Here is an 18,235-nt window from a genome sequence, read left to right on the forward strand (position 1 = left end):
AAATACGGGACGACCGGGCCGCGCGGCCCGATGGAGACGGAAGACCGCACTGGCTTCCGGGATAGTCATGATCGCCACGGTGCTCCAGGGCATCACCGCGCCCGCGAACGCGGGAGCCGCGGCGGACGACGGGAGGGGCAGGCCGGCCCTGCCTAAGGCGGAGCGGCCCGTGGCCGGTTCCGCGGTCAAGAAGGTGAAGCCCCGCGCGGTGGAGCGCGGCCCGCGCACCCCGCGGACCGCGCCCAAGGCCGAGTGGCCCGGGGCGGGTTCGGGCCGGGTGACGCTCACCGGGACGCAGGCGGCCGCGAAGGGCTCGGCGAGCGCGAAGGGCGCGAAGGACGCCAAGAGATCGGCTCAGGCTCCGGTCAAGGCCGGCAAGCTGCCGGTCTCCGTCGGCGCCGCCAAGGCACGCGGCGCCGCCGGTGCCGTGCGGGTCGAGCTGGCCGGGCGCAAGCAGACCCGGAAGGCCGCGATCGACGGGCTGCTCGTGACGCTCGCCCCCGAGCGCACCAACTTCACCGACGGCGCCGCCCAGGTGCGCGTCGACTACCGCGACCTCGCGCAGGCCTACGGCGGTGGCTACGGCGCCCGGCTCACCCTGGTCCAGCTGCCCGCCTGTGTTTTGAAGACGCCGGAGCGGGCCAAGTGCCGTACCCAGAAGCCGGTCGAGACCGTGAACGACACGGAGGGCGGCGCGCTCACCGCCCCGTCCGTGCGGATCGGCTCCGCCCAGCCGACCGTGCTCGCCGCCGTGGCGGACGACAGCGCCGCCACCGGCGACTACAAGGCGACCACCCTCGCCCCGTCCGCGACCTGGCAGACCAACCTCAACACCGGTGACTTCGCCTGGTCCTACGACATGGGCGTCCCCGAGGTGCCCGGCGGGCTGAAGCCGAGCATCGGACTCGGCTACTCCTCCGGCTCGGTCGACGGCCGCACCACCGAGACCAACAACCAGTCATCCTGGATCGGCAGCGGCTTCGACATGTGGCCGGGCTACATAGAGCGCCGCTACAAGGTATGCGCCGAGGACGGCGTCGAGAACAGCGACGGCATGAAGCCCGGCGACCTGTGCTGGGGCTACGACAACGCCTTCATCAGCTTCAACGGCAAGGGCGGCGAGCTCGTCCCCACCGGCACCGACGGCGAGTTCAAGCTCCGCCAGGACGACGGCACCCGTATCGTCCGGCTGACGTCCACCGACCGCGGCAACGGTGACGACAACGGCGAGTACTGGCGGCTCACCGACCCCGACGGGGTGCGCTACTACTTCGGCTACCACCGGCTGCCCGGCTGGGCCGAGGGCAAGAAGACCACCAACTCCACCTGGACCACCCCCGTCTTCGGCGACGACACGGGCGAGAAGTGCCATGCCAGCACCTTCGCCGACTCCTGGTGCCAGCAGGCCTGGCGCTGGAACCTCGACTACGTCGTAGACCCGCGCGGCAACGCCATCGCGTACAACTACACCCAGGAGAAGAACTCCTACGGCCGCAACCTGAAGGCCGCCGACGACACCCGCTACACCCGCGGCGGCTACCTCGACGAGATCCAGTACGGCCTCAAGTCGTCCTCGATGTACGGCACTCCGGCGCTCGCGAAGGTCACCTTCACCAACGCCGAACGCTGCCTGCCCGACGCGCAGACCACCTGCTCATCGATCACCAGCGACTCCGCCTATTGGTACGACACGCCCTGGGACCTCAACTGCGACGAGGGCAAGGACTGCGACGACGGCCGTCTGTCGCCCACGTTCTGGACGCGCAAGCGCCTCAGCGAGGTGACCACGCAGGTCATCGACGCCGCCGGCGCCTACCAGAAGGTCGACTCCTGGAAGCTGGCCCACCGCTGGGGCATGGCCGACATCGACTACCAGCTGCTGCTCGACTCGATCCAGCACACCGGCCACACCGCCACCCCCACGATCACCCTGCCGAAGACCACCTTCAGCTACACCCAGCTGGAGAACCGGCTCGACAAGACCGGTGACGGCTTCGCCCCGTTCATCAAGTCGCGCCTGTCGACGATCGCCGACGAGTACGGCGGCCAGATCGACGTCAACTACTCGGCGCCCGCCTGCGACTTCGCCGCGCTGCCCACCCCGCAGACCAACACCACGCGCTGCTTCCCGCAGTACATCGGCGGCAGCTCCACGGAGGATCCCGAGCGGCACTGGTTCAACAAGTACGTCGTCACCTCGGTCACCGGGACCGACCGCACCGGCGGGGCACCCGACCAGGTCACCCGGTACGAGTACATGGGGCCGGCCGCCTGGCACTACGACGATGACGACGGTCTGACCAAGGAGAAGTCCAAGACCTGGTCCCAGTGGCGCGGCTACGGCCACGTGCGCGTCAAGACCGGCGGCCAGGGCGGCGACGCGGCGATGAAGTCGCAGTCCGACTCCTACTTCCTGCGCGGCATGGACGGCGACCGCGAGTCCCCGACCGGCGGCACCAAGAACGTCAGCGTCACCCTCGGCGAAGGCGAGGGCGACCCCATCACCGACCACGAGGCGCTCGCCGGCACCACCTACAAGACGGTCGGCTACTCCGGCAACGGCGGCAAGGTCCTCACCAAGACCGTGAACCGCCCCTGGTACCACCAGACCGCGAAGAAGACCCGCACCTGGGGCACCGTCACCGCCAACTTCATCGGCGTCGCCCATACCAAGACCTGGACGTCCCTGGACGACGGGGCGGGCACGTCCTGGCGGACCGCCTCCACCGCCACCTCGTACGACACCGTGGCCGGACGGGTCACCCAGGTCGACGACTTCGGCGACAACACCGCCGCGGCGGACAACCGCTGCACCCGCACCACCTATGCCACCAACAGCACCGACAACATCCTGAACCTGCCCGCGCGGGTCGAGACCGTCGCGAAGTCCTGCGCCGACCCCGTCGACCGCTCCAAGGACGTCATCTCCGACGTCCGTTCCGCCTACGACGGCGGTGCCTACGGCGCGGCCCCGACCAAGGGCGACGCCACGGCCACGGCCCTGCTGAAGAAGAACGACGGCACCACGGCCACCTACCTGGAGTCCGGGGCGACCTTCGACTCCTACGGCCGGGTCCTCACCAGCACCGACCTGACCGCGAACGTCACGGTCACGGGCACGGCCGCACCGGTCCGCACCGCCCGCACGGACGGCCGTACCACCACCACCGCCCGCACGCCGACCACCGGCTTCGTCACGAAGACGACCACGACCACACCGCCGGCGAAAGCCGGGGACGAGACCACGGCACTGGTCAGCTCCGCCACCCACGACCTGAAGCGCGGGCTGCCACTGACCCAGACCGACGCCAACGGCAAGGTCACGACCTTCACCTACGACGCGCTCGGCCGGTCCTCGAAGGTGTGGCTGGCCGACCGGCAGACGACGCTGACGCCGACGTACGAGTTCGACTACCTGGTCACCGACGGCCAGCCGGTCGCCGTCGTCACCAAGGCGCTGGGCACCAACGGCAGCCAGGTCGCCGCGTACAGCCTGTACGACGGTTTCCTGCGCCAGCGCCAGACGCAGAAGCCGGGCCCGGACGGCGGGCGACTGCTTTCCGACGTCTTCTACAACGAACGCGGGCTGACCGCCAAGACCTTCGAGACCTACTACTCCACCGGCGCCCCCTCACGGACCCTGTTCAAGCCCGCGGACGCGCTCTCGGTCGAGACCCAGACCCGCACCACGTTCGACGGCATGGGCCGCCCGACCGTGAGCGAGCAGATCGCGGGCAACGGCGACGGCGGCACGGCGCTCGGCACGACCCGCACGATCTACGGCGGGGACCGCACGACGGTCGTGCCGCCGGAGGGCGGAAGCGCCACCACGACCGTCACCGACGCCCGGGGGCGGACCACGGAGCTGCGCCAGCACCACACCCGCTCCGAGCAGGCGGCGTTCGACACCACCCGCTACGGGTACACCCCGCGCGGCGAGCTGGAGACGCTGACCGACCCGGCCGGCAACGTCTGGCGATACACCTACGACCTGCTCGGCAACCTCAAGACGACCGTCGACCCGGACCGGGGCCCCAGCTCCACCGAGTACGACGACCGCGGTCAGGTCCTGTCCATCTCCGACGACCGGTCCACCGACCTGTACTACGTCCGCGACGGGCTCGGTCGGCAGACCGAACTGCGTGAGAACAGCGCCACGGGCACGCTGCGCGCCAAGTGGGTCTACGACACCATCAGTGGCGCGAAGGGACACCTGGCCGAGTCCACCCGCTACGTCGGCTCCGAGGCGTACACCAACAAGGTCGTGGCCTACGACCGCCTGTACCGCGTGCTGCGTTCGACCGTGACGATCCCCGCGAGCGAAGGGGCGCTCGCCGGCACCTATCTGTCGGCCACTGCCTACAACTTGGACGGTTCGGTGCGCACGACCGGCTCCCCGGCCGCGGGCGCCCTGCCCGCCACCACGGTGGCGTTCACCTACGAGGACCAGACCCAGCGGCCGATCGCGCTCAGCGGCAGCCAGGGAATCGACGTCGCCACCAGCTACAGCCTCACCGGCAATCCGCTGCAGTTCGAGCTGTCCGACAACGACGGCAAGAAGACCTGGGTCACCAACACCTACGAGTGGGGCACCGAGCGTCTGGCCACCTCCCGGGTGGACCGTCAGGACGTGGCGGGCGTCGACCGTCACAACACCTACGGCTACGACCAGATGGGCAACATCCTGTCCGTCTCGAACGTCTCCCGTTCCGGCACGGACACGCAGTGCTTCGACTACGACTACCTGCGCCGCATGACCACGGCCTGGACCCAGTCCACGACCACCTGTGCCACGGCACCGAGCGGACAGACGGTCGGCGGTCCCGCGCCGTACTGGCACTCCTACACCTACGACAAGGTGGGCAACCGGGAGACCGAGACCCTGCACGACGTCACCGGTGACACGGCGAAGAACACCGTACGCACCTACGACTACCCGGACCCGGGCAAGCCGCGTCCGCACGCCGTGAACACGGTGACCCAGACCGGGCCCGGCGGCACCGCGCAGGACTCCTACGGCTACGACGTCGTCGGCAACACCGACACCCGCACCCTCGCGGGCACCACCCAGGACCTGGACTGGGACGCGGAAGGCCACTTGGTCAAGGTGACCAAGCCGGTCGAGGGCAAACCCGACGACGTCACCGAGTACGTCTACGACGCGTCCGGCAACCGGCTCATCGCACGCACATCGAAGGAGAACACGCTCTACCTCGGCGCCACCCGGATCACCGTGGCCAAGGGCGGCACCACCGCCGAGGCCACCCGAACCCTGGACCTCGGCAGCGGGCACCAGGCCGTGATCGACAACGACGGCTCGGTCTCGTTCACCATCGCCGACCACCTCGGCACGGGACAGCTGGCGGTCGACGCGGGAAGCCAGCAGCTGACGCAGCGTCGCATGCTGCCCTTCGGCGGAGTACGCGGCACCGAGCCGAGCACCTGGCCCGGTGTGCAGGGCTTCGTCGGCGGTGTCGACGACAGTGAGTCCACCGGGCTGACGCACCTGGGCGCACGGGAGTACGACCCAGCGACCGGCCGGTTCCTCTCGGTCGACCCGCTGCTCACCCCGGGCGATCCGCAGGCGCTGAACGCCTACGCCTACAGCAACAACAGCCCGCTCACGTTCAGCGACCCCGACGGCCTCGGCTGCATCCACGGTGCGCCCGGCGGCGGAGCGGACGGCATCTGCGCGGGCGTCGAAGGCGACACCGACGGCGTCATCAACGGCAGCTCCAACAACTGTCAGCGGACGCAGTCCTGCTACGACACCGCAGTCAAGATGTCGCAGGAGGCCAGGAGGAACGGCACCTACGGCAAGAAGCCGATCGTCATCGCGCCCAAGGGTGACTCGATCACCATCCAGGGCGTCTACATCCCGACCCAGGCGGAACTCGCCGAGCACTTCCCGTACTACCACGAGCGCCTGGACTACCAGCACAACCTCCAGAACTGGGCGCGAGCCCGGTGCTCGAGTCTGAGCGTCGCGGGCTCGGAGTTCTGCTCCGCCGTCGGCAAGCTCGGCTGGTTCGGCGACCAGAACGGGCCGGGGATCCTGGAGGTCCTGGGCGTCGACGACTACGTCGGCTGCGCCCAGGGCTCCGGCAGCGCCTGCAAGGCCGCGGCGGTCGACTTCGGCATCGCGGTGGGCACCGGCCTGCTCGGCAAGGGCGCCAAGGTCGTCTTCAAGGGCTTCAAGGCGGCCCTGAAGAAGACGGACAACGTTCCCATCCAGTGCCTCGTCGGAGGCGGTCGGCACAGCTTCACGCCCGGCACACACGTGCTGATGTCCGACGGTTCGAGCAAGCCCATCGAGGACGTCCGGCTCGGTGACAAGATCGTGGTCACCGACCCGGAGAGCGGTCTGACCACGACACGGACCGTCGTCGCCACCATCATCACCAAGGACGACAAGCACTTCGTCGACCTCACGGTTTCCCGCGAGGGCGCCCGGGACACGCAGTCACTGACGTCCACGACGACGCACCCGTTCTGGTCGCCCTCCGAGGGCACCTGGATCGACGCCGGCCACCTCACGCCGGGTATGACGCTGCGCACCGTCGACGGCGGCACGGTCCGGGTCGAGAAGACCCGCGAGTTCCACAAGCTCCAGCGCACGCACGACCTCACCATCGACGACATCCACACGTACTACGTCGTCGCCGGTACGACCCCGCTCCTCGTGCACAACGACGATGGCGGGTTCGACTGGGAAAAGGGTCTGGAGGACATGCAGTGGGACTCGGGCGACCTGGACGACGACGGCTATCACGCGCCGCGCGGCAACCAGGCCGAGAACAAGGAGTTCAATGACGCTCTGAAGAAGATCGAAGGCGAAATGGGCCGCAAGGTCACCCCGGCGGAGCGCCGCATGCTGCACGACAGAGTCAGCGGCCAGGGGTACGGCTACCATCGCATCGTCGAGGAAGGCAGGGGATTGTTCGGTGGCTGCTGAGATACAGCTGGACGAGATCACCCGGATCCTGACGGGTACCGTCGTCCGCTCCGTCGGCAGAGCAGCGGACATGGGCGTCGTCGAGTTCGACGGCCTCCAGGGCGAGACGGTCATGATCCACATGCAGTGCCCGTTCCGGATCGTACGGAACGGGAGGATCCTCGTGGGGTCCAGGGACATGCGGTACGCGCAGAAGGGCGCGGGACCACAGGCCTTCGACGAGTTCCGCATGATCTACGACGCCCAGACCACCACGCTCAACGGAGCGCTCGGACAGCTCCGCCCCTCCGTCGACGGTGTGACCGTCGGCGAGGCGGGTGAACTCACCGTGAGCTGGGAGCAGGGCTTCCGGCTCGAGGTGTTCCCGGACTGCTCCGGGAAGATCGAGGCCTGGCGGGCATTCGTCCGCGGTGGTGCCCACCACGGATTCCCGCCCGAGACCATCTGACGCGGTCCGGTATCGCCACTCGGCCCCCTGCTCCCCAGTACTCAGGAGCAGGGGGCCGCAGTGCATGCCTCACGCCCGAGCGGAAGCAGCGCCTGGCAATGAACTCGAATGAGCGGGAAGACCGGTGGATCCTGGGGCTGCGAGGCCTCCTGGTCACTGAGGTCCGGCAGACAGCGCATCCTCCGCGGCGCGTTCTGGCGTGGCCGATGGCGCGGAGCTGAAATTCGACGCAATGGCGGATCTGACGGACGGGCCGACATCCGCTCCGGGTGCGTCGTATTCGATACCGGGCAGCATCTGAACGTCCGCGGAGATGATCCCGAAGGGACCCGGGGCCGGAGGGCCGTGCGCCCGGAAGCCGGGGCGGCACCCGACCGTAGGCCCGCCCCGACGGCCGAGTACACCTAGGACTCGGTGATCTCTCCGTCCTTCAGCTCCAGCACACGGTCGGCGAGGTCCAGGAGCGTCGTGTCGTGGGTCGCCACGAGAGCCGTGATCTGTTCGCTGCGGACGACCGCGCGCAGCAGCTCCATCACCGAGTGCCCGGTCTCCGCGTCCAGCTGGCCGGTCGGCTCGTCGGCGATGAGGATCGAGGGGCTGTTGGCCAGGGCGCGCGCGATGGCGACCCGCTGGCGCTGCCCGCCCGACAACTCGCCCGGCCGCTGCGCGGCATGGTCCGCGAGCCCCACCAGGGACAGCAGCAGATCGACGCGCTCCTGCCGCTCGCGCGGGTCCGCCCTGCGCAGACGCAGCGGCACGCCCACGTTCTCGGCGGCCGTGAGGATCGGGATGAGCCCGAACGACTGGAAGACGAAGCCGATGCGCTCGCGGCGCAGCGCGAGCAGGGCGTCCTCACCCTGGTCACCGAGGTCCAGCCCGTCGACGGTGACGTGTCCGCTGTCCGGTTCGTCCAGACCGCCGACGATGTTGAGCAGAGTCGTCTTGCCCGAGCCCGAGCGGCCTTTGAGAGCGACGAGTTCCCCGCGGGGGACCTCGAAGGAGACGCCCCGCAGGGCGTGCACGGCGCCGGCCCCCCGACCGTACGACTTGTGCACGTCCGCCACCCGCAGCATGGCCGCGGTCACCGCCTGGCCCATCTCGCCCCCGTATGCTCCGCCGATTCAGCAGCGCACCAGTGTGTCACCCGGCACACACCCGACCAAGCCTGTTGAACCGGGGCGCACGCGCGGTCAGCCGAGGCGGGGGATCTCGATCGCCGGGCAGCGGTCCATGACCATGTCGAGGCCGGCCGCGCGGGTGCGGTCGTAGGCGTCCTCGTCGATCACACCCAGCTGGAACCAGACCGCCTTGGCACCGATACGGGCCGCCTCGTCGGCGACGGGCCCCGCGAGGTCGCTGTTGACGAAGACGTCGACGACGTCCACCGCGAAGGGGATGTCGGAGAGCGAGGCGTAGCCCTGCTCCCCGTGGACCGGCTCGGCCTTGGGATGCACCGGGACGACGCGTTTGCCGTAGCGCTGGAGGACCTGGGCGACGCCGTACGCCGCCCGGTCGCGGTTGGTGGACAGGCCGACGACCGCCCAGGTGTCGCCGAGTTCCGTCAGGATCTTGCGGATCGTGGCCGGGTCGCCGTGCATGTGTGTCTCCTCTGTCCGTCTGTCCGTCTGTCCGTCTGTCTGTCGTGGGCCGCCGGTCGTCCGTCCGTCGGTCTGTCGGTCCGTCGGTTCTCCGCCGGTCGTTCGGCTGCCGTGGCCGGAGCGCCCGGTGGCGGGGCCCGCCTGCGCCAACAGCGTGCGGTGTCCGGCGATTCCCGGGCGCCGGGCACCCTCACGGGCACGTTCAGGGCGGCCCGCTCACCGGAAGGCCGTCCTCCGCGCTGCGTTCGGCCGGTTCCGCGCCTACGCTCACCCCGTGCTGCGTATCACCGACGCCCGGACCGGCGAAGCCGCCGAGATCCGCAGGGCGCTCACCCGGGTCCACGCCCAGGTGCCGGGGGACGACACCTCGGCCCTGCGCGTCCTGCTGGTCGCCGATGTCCTCGCCCGTGCCCTGGAGCTGGGCGGAAGCCCCGTCCTCCTCGTCGCCGACCCGCCCGCCGCGCTGCGGCGGCGCGCCGACGCCCTCGGCGTCCGGCCGAGCGAGACCACCGCGACGAGGGGCGGCGGGCGTGTGCTGCGCGTGACCGGCTCGGGGGAGCCGGAGCACGCCGGGCACGGTGTCGGGGCCGTGGGGGCCGACACCGTGGGGGCCGATGCCGACATCACGGTCGATGTCGCCCCGGTGCGCGGGACCGAGGCCGCGGCCGCGTCCGGCGGCACCACCCTCCGGCTCGCCCTGCTCACCCAGCCCCGCCGGACGCCCGTGACCCTCGACGCCACCGTGCTCGGCGAGGCCGCGGACACGCTCGACCACTGGCGCACGGCGGTGGCGGCGTGGGCGACACGACCGTCACGGCCCGTTCCCGAGCCCGTACGGCAGGCCCTGCGCGCCGCCTGGGAGGACGATCTGGACGTACGCGCCGTGCTCGACGTACTCCGGGACGTGGAACACGCGCGGGACGTACCGGACGGGGCGCGGTTCGAGACGTACGCCTACGCCGACCGGCTCCTCGGACTGGAACTCACGCGGCGGATCGGAGCATCGGCATGACAGCACGCGCAGGCGCGGGCCCGCTGCGCAGACTGATCGTCGTACGGCACGCCAAGTCCGCCTGGCCGGTGGGCGTCCCCGACCACGAGCGGCCCCTGGCGCCACGGGGCCGACGGGACGCCCCCGCCGTGGGGCGCGCCCTCGCCGAGGCGGACTGCCTGCCCGACCTGGCCGTGTGCTCCACGGCCGTCCGGGCACGTCAGACGTGGGAACTGACCGCGGCGGAGTGGGGCACGCCACCTCCCGTGCGGCACGACGCGCGGGTGTACGCGGCCGAGGTGCCCGAGTTGCTGGACGTGGTGCGCGAGACCCCCGGCCGGGTGCGGACGCTGCTGCTCGTCGGCCACAACCCGGGGCTCGAGGAACTCGTCCTCGACCTCGCCGGAGACGCCCTGGACGACGCGCTGGACGACGTGCGCGCCAAGTTCCCCACCTCGGCGATCGCGTTCCTCTCCTGGCACGGCGAGACCTGGTCCGCACTCGCCCCGGGCACGGCCCTGCTGACGGACATGATCGTGGCCAGGGGGAGGAAGAGCCCGAAAGCGAAGAAGGAAGCGAAGGAAGAGAAGGGGAGAAAGGGCAGGAAGGGCGCCCAGCAGGCGAAGGATGTCTGAAGCGGTCCCCGGGGGCGCCCGTGCCCCGGCCGCCGCCCCATGCCGACCCGCTTCGGCCTGCGCATAGGCTGGCCGGATGCAGGACGAGTACCGCACCGTCGCCCGCACCGGAGTGCATGAGACCGAGGTCAACCGGTCCCGTTTTCTGTGTGCGCTCGCCCCGGCGGCCACCGAGCAGGAGGCGCAGGACTTCGTCGCGGCCGTCCGCAAGGAGCACGCCGACGCGACGCACAATTGCTTCGCGTACGTCGTCGGCGCCGACGCGTCCGTCCAGCGGGCGAGCGACGACGGGGAGCCCGGCGGCACCGCCGGCGTCCCGATGCTGCAGATGCTGCTGCGGCGGGACATGCGGTACGTCGTCGCCGTCGTCACGCGGTACTACGGCGGGGTCAAGCTGGGCGCGGGCGGCCTCATCAGGGCGTACGGCGGGGCCGTGGGCGAGGCGCTGGACGTGCTCGGCACCATCACGCGCCGGCGCTTCCGGCTGGCCACGGTGACCGTCGACCACCAGCGCGCCGGCAAGGTGCAGAACGACCTGCGGTCCACCGGGCGCGAGGTCCGGGACGTGCGCTACGGCGAGGCCGTCACCATCGAGATCGGGCTGCCCGACGCCGACGTGGACGCCTTCCGCGCCTGGCTCGCCGACGCCACCGCGGGCACCGCCGAGTTCGAACTCGGCGGGGAGGCGTACGGCGACGGGTGAGTGAAAACGCCCTCCGCGTCCCCTGAGTGACGCGGTGTCCGATTCTCGCCGGTCCGCGGTAAATATGTGGACTGACTGCCTCCATCAACGGGACACTTCCGACTTCCTAACTCCGGGAGTGTGATGGGGACGACAGACACGCAAGGGTCGACGCCGGGCAGGAGCGCGGTCGTTCTGGCCCTGCGCCGCTACGGCCGGGAACTGCTGGACCTACGACGACTGGCCCTGCCCGCGCTGCTGCTGCCGGCCGTGGGCAACATCGGCATCCGCTATGTGGCCCCCCTGCTGGTCGCCAAACTGGCGGGACAGGCCGCCGACGACGGGGGCCTCACCCTCGCTTCGGCGCTGCCGTACGTGCTGGGATTCGGCGGGACACTGCTGCTCGCCGAGGCCGTGTGGCGGGTCGGGCAGCACTGCCTGAACCGTGTGGGCGCCCTCGGTATGGAGCACCTGTACGTGAACGGCATGGACGAACTCCTCGCCAAGGACGCGGCGTTCTTCCACGACAACTTCGCCGGCTCCCTGACCAAACGGGTGCTGAGCTTCGGCAAGCGTTTCGAGGACTTCGTCGACACGCTGACCTACCGGATCGTGGGCAGCGTCCTCCCCCTGCTGTTCGGGGCCGTGGTCCTGTGGAGCTACGAACCGATGCTCGTCGTCGGGCTCCTGGCGATGATCGCGGTGACCGTGGTGGCCGCGACTCCGCTGATCCGTCGTCGGCAGCGGCTCGTCAGCGCCCGTGAGGCGGCCGTCGCCCGGGTCTCCGGCCATGTCGCCGACAGCCTGGCGAACATGGAGACCATCCGGGCGTTCGCGGCCGAGGTGCGGGAGGCCGAGGAGCACCGCAGCCGGGTCGCGGATTCCCGGCGCCTGACGCTGCTGTCGTGGGACTACGGCAATCTGCGCGTCGACACGCTGATCGCCCCCATGTCCGTCCTGACCAACGTGCTGGGGCTGTTGGTCGCCATCGCCCTCGGGGGCTCGGGCCGGGGGGTGGAGGAGGTCGTCGTCGCCTTCACCTACTACTCCAACGCGACCCAGATCATGTTCGAGTTCAACCAGATCTACCGGCGGCTGGAGAACTCGATGACCGAGGCGGCGCAGTTCACCGAACTGCTGCTGGATCCGCCCACGGTGCTCGACCCGGCGGAACCCGAACCCCTCGCGCCGCGTGACACCGGCGTCCGCTTCGAGACGGTGACCTTCGCCCACGCGGGCGTGAAGCCGATCTTCCGGGGACTCGACCTGGACGTGCCCGCGGGCGCGCGCATCGGGCTGGTCGGCAGGTCCGGCGGCGGCAAGACCACGCTCACCCGGCTCCTGCTGCGGATGTCGGACGTCGACGAGGGCCGCATCCTCATCGGCGGGCAGGACATCAGCCGGCTGCGCCAGACCGATCTGCGCTCACTGATCGCCTATGTCCCGCAGGAACCGGCCATGTTCCACCGCAGCCTGCGGGACAACATCGCCTTCGCCCGGCCCGGCGCCACCGACAAGGAGATCCACGCGGCGGCCGAGGCCGCGCACGTCACGGAGTTCGTCGGCCAGCTCCCCGACGGCTTCGCCACGCTGGTGGGGGAGCGGGGAGTGAAACTCTCGGGCGGTCAGCGTCAGCGCGTCGCGCTCGCGCGGGCCATCCTGCGTGACGCCCCGGTCCTGCTCCTGGACGAGGCGACCAGCGCGCTGGACTCCGAGAGCGAGATCCTCGTCCAGGACGCCCTGTGGCGGCTGATGGACGGCCGGACCGCCCTCGTGGTCGCCCACCGGCTGAGCACCGTCGCCGGCATGGACCGCCTCGTCGTCCTGGACCGCGGGACCGTCGTCGAGCAGGGCACCCACGAGGAACTGCTCACGGCGAACGGCGCCTACGCCAAGCTGTGGCAGCACCAGTCGGGCGGCTTCCTCTGTGAGAACGCCGAGTCCGACCTCGCGGGAACGGTCGGCGGAGCCGGTCTCGGCGGCCTGCCCGCGCCGGCCGGCCCGGCACCGACGGGGAGTGGAGCGCGCGCCGAGAGCTGACCGAGAACGTCCCGTGCGCACCGAGCGGAGCCCCGCCCGTCCCGGGCGGGGCTCCGCGGCACCCGCCGGCCCTGGGGGCGGCGGACCGAGGCCCGTGCCGGACCAGGTGCCGACAGGCGTTAGCGTGGTCGGTGCTGAGAGCGGGGCCGCGGCGGTCCGGTGCCGGGTCCACGGGCGACAAAGGGGGATACATGCAGGTCGGGGCAGTTTCTTGAGAATTCTGCACACCTCCGACTGGCATCTCGGTCGGACCTTCCACCGGGTGAACATGCTGGGCGCGCAGGCCGAGTTCATCGGTCGGCTGGTCGCGACGGTGCGGGAACGCGACGTCGACGCGGTGGTCGTGGCGGGGGACGTGTACGACCGGGCGGTGCCGCCGCTGGCCGCGGTCGAGCTCTTCGACGACGCGCTGCACCGCCTGGCCGAGCTGGACGTGCCCACGGTGATGATCTCCGGGAACCACGACTCGGCGCGCCGGCTCGGTGTCGCGGCGGGCCTCATCGGCCGGGCCGGCATCCATCTGCGGACGTCGGCCGCGGCGGCCGGCACCCCGGTGACGCTGTCGGACACCCACGGCGACGTCGCCTTCTACGGGCTGCCCTACCTCGAACCCGCCCTCGTGAAGGACGAGTTCGGCGTCGAGAAGGCCGGCCACGAAGCGGTGCTCGCCGCCGCCATGGACCGTGTCCGGGCCGACTTGGCCGGCCGGCCGACGGGCACCCGTTCCGTCGTCCTGGCCCATGCCTTCGTCACCGGCGGCGCACCCAGCGACAGCGAGCGGGACATCTCCGTCGGCGGCGTCTCCGCCGTGCCCGCCGGTGTCTTCGACGGCGTCGACTACGTGGCACTGGGCCATCTCCACGGCAGCCAGACCCTCACCGACCGGGTGCGCTACTCCGGTTCCCCGCTGCCGTACTCCTTCTCCGAGGCCGACCACCGCAAGAGCATGTGGCTGGTGGACCTCGGCGCCGACGGTTCGATCGACGCCGAGCGGATCGACTGCCCCGTCCCGCGCCCCCTCGCCCGGATCCGCGGGCGGCTGGACGACCTGCTCGCCGACCCCGACCTGGACCGGCACGAGGAGGCATGGGTCGAGGCCACCCTCACCGACCCCGTCCGGCCCGCCGAGCCCATGGCCCGGCTGTGCGCGCGCTTCCCGCACACGCTCAGCCTCGTCTTCGACCCCGAACGGGCCCCCGGCGACCCCGACGTCTCCTACGCCCGGCGCCTCGCCGGCCGGGACGACCAGGAGATCGCCGAGGACTTCGTGGCCCATGTCCGCGGCACCGGCCCCGACGAGCACGAACGGACCGTGCTCAGGGACGCGTTCGACGCCGTACGGGCCGACGAGACCGTCCGGGAGGCCGCCCGATGAGACTCCACCGGCTCGACATCGCCGCCTTCGGCCCCTTCGGCGGCACCGAGTCCGTCGACTTCGACGACCTCTCGGCCGCCGGCCTCTTCCTGCTGCACGGCCCGACCGGCGCCGGCAAGACCTCGGTCCTGGACGCCGTCTGCTACGCGCTGTACGGCTCGGTGCCGGGGGCCCGGCAGAGCGGCCAGGGCATGAACCTGCGCAGCGACCACGCGGCACCCACGACCCGCACCGAGGTCCGCCTCGAACTCACCGTCGCCGGACGCCGGTTGGAGATCACCCGGCAGCCCCCCTGGGAGCGGCCCAAGAAACGCGGCTCGGGCACCACGGTCGAGAAGGCGCAGAGCTGGCTGCGCGAGTACGACGCGGCCGCCGGCGCCTGGAAGGACCTCAGCCGCTCCCACCAGGAGATCGGCGAGGAGGTCACCCAGCTCCTGGGGATGAGCCGCGAACAGTTCTGCCAGGTCGTGCTGTTGCCGCAGGGCGACTTCGCGCGGTTCCTGCGCGCCGACGCAGAGGCACGCGGCAGGCTCCTCGGCCGCCTCTTCGACACCCACCACTTCGCCGCCGTCGAGAAGCGGCTCGCCGACCGCCGCCGGGAGACCGAGGCCAGGGTGCGCGAGGGCGACGCGGCCCTGCTCGCCGACGCCCACCGGATGCACCAGGCGGCGGGCGACGCCCCGGACCTGCCCGAGCCTGCCCCGGGGGACCCCGGTCTCGCCGACGCGGTCCTCGCCTGGGCCGCCGTCGCCCGCAGCACCGCCCGGGAACGGCTCACCATCGCCCACTGCGCGCGGGCGGCGGCGCAGTCGGCCCGGGTCGCGGCCGACCGCGTCCTGGACGACGTACGCGAAGTGGCGCGGCTGCAACGGCGGTTCGCGGAGGCCCGGGAGCGTGCCGCACGGCTGGAGGAGCGGGCGGACACCCACCGGGAGGACCGGGCGCGGATGGAACGCGGCCGCAAGGCGGAGGCCGTGGCCCCGGCTCTGGAGCTGCGGGACGTGGCCGAGGCCGAGCACCGGTGGGCGAGGGCGGAGGAGGAGGACGCCCGAGCGCGCCTGTCGGGGGAGTACGCCGACGCCGGTGCCGCCGGACTGGCCGCCGCCGCCCGCAGGGCCGCGGAGGAGCTGGGGGCGCTGGAGTCGGCCCGGCGCGCCGAGCGCCGGCTCGCCGTACTCCTCGCCGAGCAGGCCGAGTTGGACGGTGAGGAGCGGGCGGACGAGGGGGTTCTGCAGGACGCCGAGGGCTGGCTCGCCGAGTGGGAGACCACCCGGGCCGGGCTGCAGAGCCGTATCGAGTCCGCGCAGGAGGCCGCCGCCCGCGCCGAACAGCTCGCGGTGCGGCGGGAACCCGCCGAGCAGCGGCTCGCCGCCGCCCGGCAGCGCGACCAGCTCGGCCGTGACACCGACGCGGCCCAGGCGCGAGTGCTCCGGCTGGCCGAGCGGGCGTCCGAGGCCCGCACCCACTGGCTGGACCTCAAGGAGCAGCGGCTGTCCGGGATCGCGGCGGAGCTCGCCGCCGGACTCGTCGAGGGGCGGCCGTGCGCCGTCTGCGGAGGCACCGAACACCCCGCCCCCGCCCGGAAGGTCGCGGGGCACGTGGACCGGGAGGCGGAGGAGGATGCACTCGCCGCGTTCCAGCGGGCCGACGAGGAGCGGGCCGACGCGGAGCGGCAACTGGGGGTCGCGCAGCGGGCGTTGGCCGCCGCGAGCGCCGAGGCCGGCGACACCCCGACCGAGCGGCTCGCGGCGACGGTGGCGGAACTGGAGCGGGAGCAGACGGAGGCCCGGCGGCGTGCCGTCGACCTCCACCCCGCGCAGGAGGCGCTGCTGCACGCCGAACAGGAGCGCGACCGGCGAGCCGCCGCACGACAGGAGGCTGCGGTCAGGGCAGCCTCCCGCGACACCCGGCGCGACACCCTGGAGCGGGAACGGGCCACGCTGGAGGCCGAGTTGACGCAGGCGCGGGGCGACGCCGAGAGCGTGGCCGAGCTGGCCGGGCGGCTGGAGGCGCGGGCCGCGCGGCTCGGCGCGGCCGCCGAGGCCGCCCGGGTGGCCGACGACACCGCGCAACGTCTGAAGGACGCCGACGCGCGTCTCGCCGACGCGGCGTTCCGCGCCGGGTTCGACACCCCCCGGGACGCGGCCGCCGCCGTGCTCGACGACGCCGCCCACCGGGACCTGCAACGCCGCCTCGACGCCTGGCAGTCGGAGGAGGCGGCCGTGCGGGCCGTCCTCGCCGAGGCCGAGACGACGGCCGCGGGCGCGCAGCCGCCCGCAGACCTCCAGGCCGCCGAGCGGGAGGCCGAAGCCGCCGCCCGGCGGCTCCAGGGCACGGTCTCCGCGTGGGACGCCGCCGAGCGGCGCCGCACCGAACTCGACCGGCTGTCCGCGCGAGCCACCGCCGCCGTGCGCGGGCTGGCACCGCTGCGCGAGGAGCACGACCGTATCGCCCGGTTGGCGGGCCTCGCGGCCGGAACCTCCGCCGACAACGAGCGCAGGATGCGCCTGGAGGCGTACGTCCTCGCCGCCCGGCTGGAGCAGGTCGCCGCCGCCGCGACCGTACGGCTCCAGCGGATGTCCTCCGGCCGCTACACCCTCGTCCACTCCGACGACCGGGCGGGACGCGGCCGCAGCGGTCTCGGGCTGCATGTCGTCGACGCCTGGACGGGACGGGAGCGGGACACGGCCACGCTCTCCGGCGGGGAGACGTTCTTCGCCTCGCTCGCGCTGGCCCTCGGTCTGGCCGACGTCGTCACCGACGAGGCGGGCGGTGTACGGCTCGACACCCTCTTCATCGACGAGGGGTTCGGCAGCCTGGACGAGCAGACCCTCGACGAGGTCCTCGACGTCCTCGACGCACTGCGCGAGCGCGACCGCAGCGTCGGCATCGTCAGCCACGTCGCCGACCTGCGCAGGCGCGTCCACGCACAGTTGGAGGTCGTGAAGGAGCGGACGGGATCGGTCGTGCGGCAGCGGGGTCAGTGACCCAGGGGACGGCGGGGCAGTGGTGAGGAGTAGACGACGCTCGTCGTCACCGACCCGAGGGCGCCGATCTTGCCCGACACCTCCTCCAGATGCCGCATCGAACGGGCCGCGACCTTGATCACGAAGCAGTCGTCGCCCGTGACGTGGTGCGCCTCCAGGATCTCGGGCGTGACGGCCACCAGATCGTGGAACGGCTTGTAGTTCCCGGTGGGGTAGCGCAGGCGGACGAACGCCAGGATCGGCAGCCCCAGCCGCTCCGGGTCCACGACGGCCGCGTAGCCCTGGATCACACCCGCCTCCTCCAGCCGCCGCACCCGCTCGGTCACCGCGCTCGCCGACATCGACACGGCGCGGGCCAGCTCGGCGAAGCTGGCCCGGCCCTCGCGCTGGAGGACCTCCAGGATGCGCCAGTCGGTGGCATCGGGCAGGTACGGGGAATTCACGGTCATGCCTGATGGATAGCAGGGGAATCCCCGGCCGATCAAGGTCCCGGCCGTGGATCGCCCCTTCAGGCGGATGATCAT

The 18,235-nt window shown here is 71.8% G+C and carries 11 protein-coding genes; 8 read left to right on the top strand and 3 right to left on the bottom strand.

Annotated features, from left to right (window positions below; genetic code table 11):
• Nucleotides 1–67: 67 nt before the first annotated feature.
• Entirely contained in the window at nt 68–6,955 is a 6,888-nt protein-coding gene (locus tag HW837_RS32530; protein ID WP_052683226.1) for a polymorphic toxin-type HINT domain-containing protein, read from the top strand.
• Nucleotides 6,945–7,403, top strand: a complete 459-nt coding sequence (locus HW837_RS32535; protein WP_045563534.1) for a hypothetical protein — start codon at nt 6,945–6,947, stop codon at nt 7,401–7,403. The genes HW837_RS32530 and HW837_RS32535 overlap by 11 nt, the downstream gene beginning before the upstream one ends.
• 404 nt (nt 7,404–7,807) lie before the next feature.
• On the opposite strand, the gene HW837_RS32540 is transcribed toward HW837_RS32535, so the two are convergent.
• Both HW837_RS32540 and HW837_RS32545 read right to left on the bottom strand, forming a co-directional pair.
• Nucleotides 7,808–8,500: an ABC transporter ATP-binding protein gene (locus tag HW837_RS32540; RefSeq protein WP_086803127.1), complete on the bottom strand. Its 693-nt coding sequence runs from the start codon at nt 8,498–8,500 to the stop codon at nt 7,808–7,810.
• 93 nt (nt 8,501–8,593) lie between these two features.
• Nucleotides 8,594–9,001, bottom strand: coding sequence for a CoA-binding protein (locus tag HW837_RS32545; protein ID WP_045562417.1), 408 nt, complete (start codon nt 8,999–9,001; stop codon nt 8,594–8,596).
• A gap of 274 nt (nt 9,002–9,275) precedes the next feature.
• On the opposite strand from HW837_RS32545, the gene HW837_RS32550 reads away from it, so the two are divergent.
• The 6 genes from HW837_RS32550 (at nt 9,276) to HW837_RS32575 (ending at nt 17,711) form a co-directional block, all read left to right on the top strand.
• A complete protein-coding gene (locus HW837_RS32550; protein WP_193380861.1) occupies nt 9,276–10,013 on the top strand; it encodes a hypothetical protein in 738 nt (245 codons plus the stop codon).
• Nucleotides 10,010–10,627 carry a SixA phosphatase family protein gene (locus HW837_RS32555; RefSeq protein ID WP_093789690.1) on the top strand — a complete coding sequence of 206 codons (618 nt, stop codon included), beginning with the start codon at nt 10,010–10,012 and terminating at the stop codon, nt 10,625–10,627. Before HW837_RS32550 ends, HW837_RS32555 begins: the two co-directional genes overlap by 4 nt.
• 76 nt (nt 10,628–10,703) lie before the next feature.
• Nucleotides 10,704–11,330, top strand: a complete 627-nt coding sequence (locus HW837_RS32560; protein ID WP_093789691.1) for a YigZ family protein — start codon at nt 10,704–10,706, stop codon at nt 11,328–11,330.
• Nucleotides 11,331–11,453: 123 nt separating this feature from the next.
• Complete coding sequence (locus tag HW837_RS32565) at nt 11,454–13,349, top strand: ABC transporter ATP-binding protein (RefSeq protein WP_045562413.1); 1,896 nt, start codon at nt 11,454–11,456, stop codon at nt 13,347–13,349.
• A gap of 211 nt (nt 13,350–13,560) precedes the next feature.
• Nucleotides 13,561–14,724 (top strand): exonuclease SbcCD subunit D, encoded by a 1,164-nt coding sequence (locus HW837_RS32570; protein ID WP_045562412.1) that lies wholly within the window; start codon nt 13,561–13,563, stop codon nt 14,722–14,724.
• Nucleotides 14,721–17,711, top strand: a complete 2,991-nt coding sequence (locus tag HW837_RS32575; RefSeq protein WP_193382533.1) for an AAA family ATPase — start codon at nt 14,721–14,723, stop codon at nt 17,709–17,711. The genes HW837_RS32570 and HW837_RS32575 overlap by 4 nt, the downstream gene beginning before the upstream one ends.
• Here the strand turns inward: HW837_RS32575 and HW837_RS32580 are convergent.
• Nucleotides 17,705–18,160 carry an Lrp/AsnC family transcriptional regulator gene (locus HW837_RS32580; RefSeq protein WP_045562410.1) on the bottom strand — a complete coding sequence of 152 codons (456 nt, stop codon included), beginning with the start codon at nt 18,158–18,160 and terminating at the stop codon, nt 17,705–17,707. The two genes, HW837_RS32575 and HW837_RS32580, sit on opposite strands and share 7 nt — an antisense overlap.
• Nucleotides 18,161–18,235 lie beyond the last annotated feature (75 nt).

The organism is Streptomyces caniscabiei (assembly GCF_014930365.1).
Lineage (GTDB): Bacteria > Actinomycetota > Actinomycetes > Streptomycetales > Streptomycetaceae > Streptomyces > Streptomyces caniscabiei.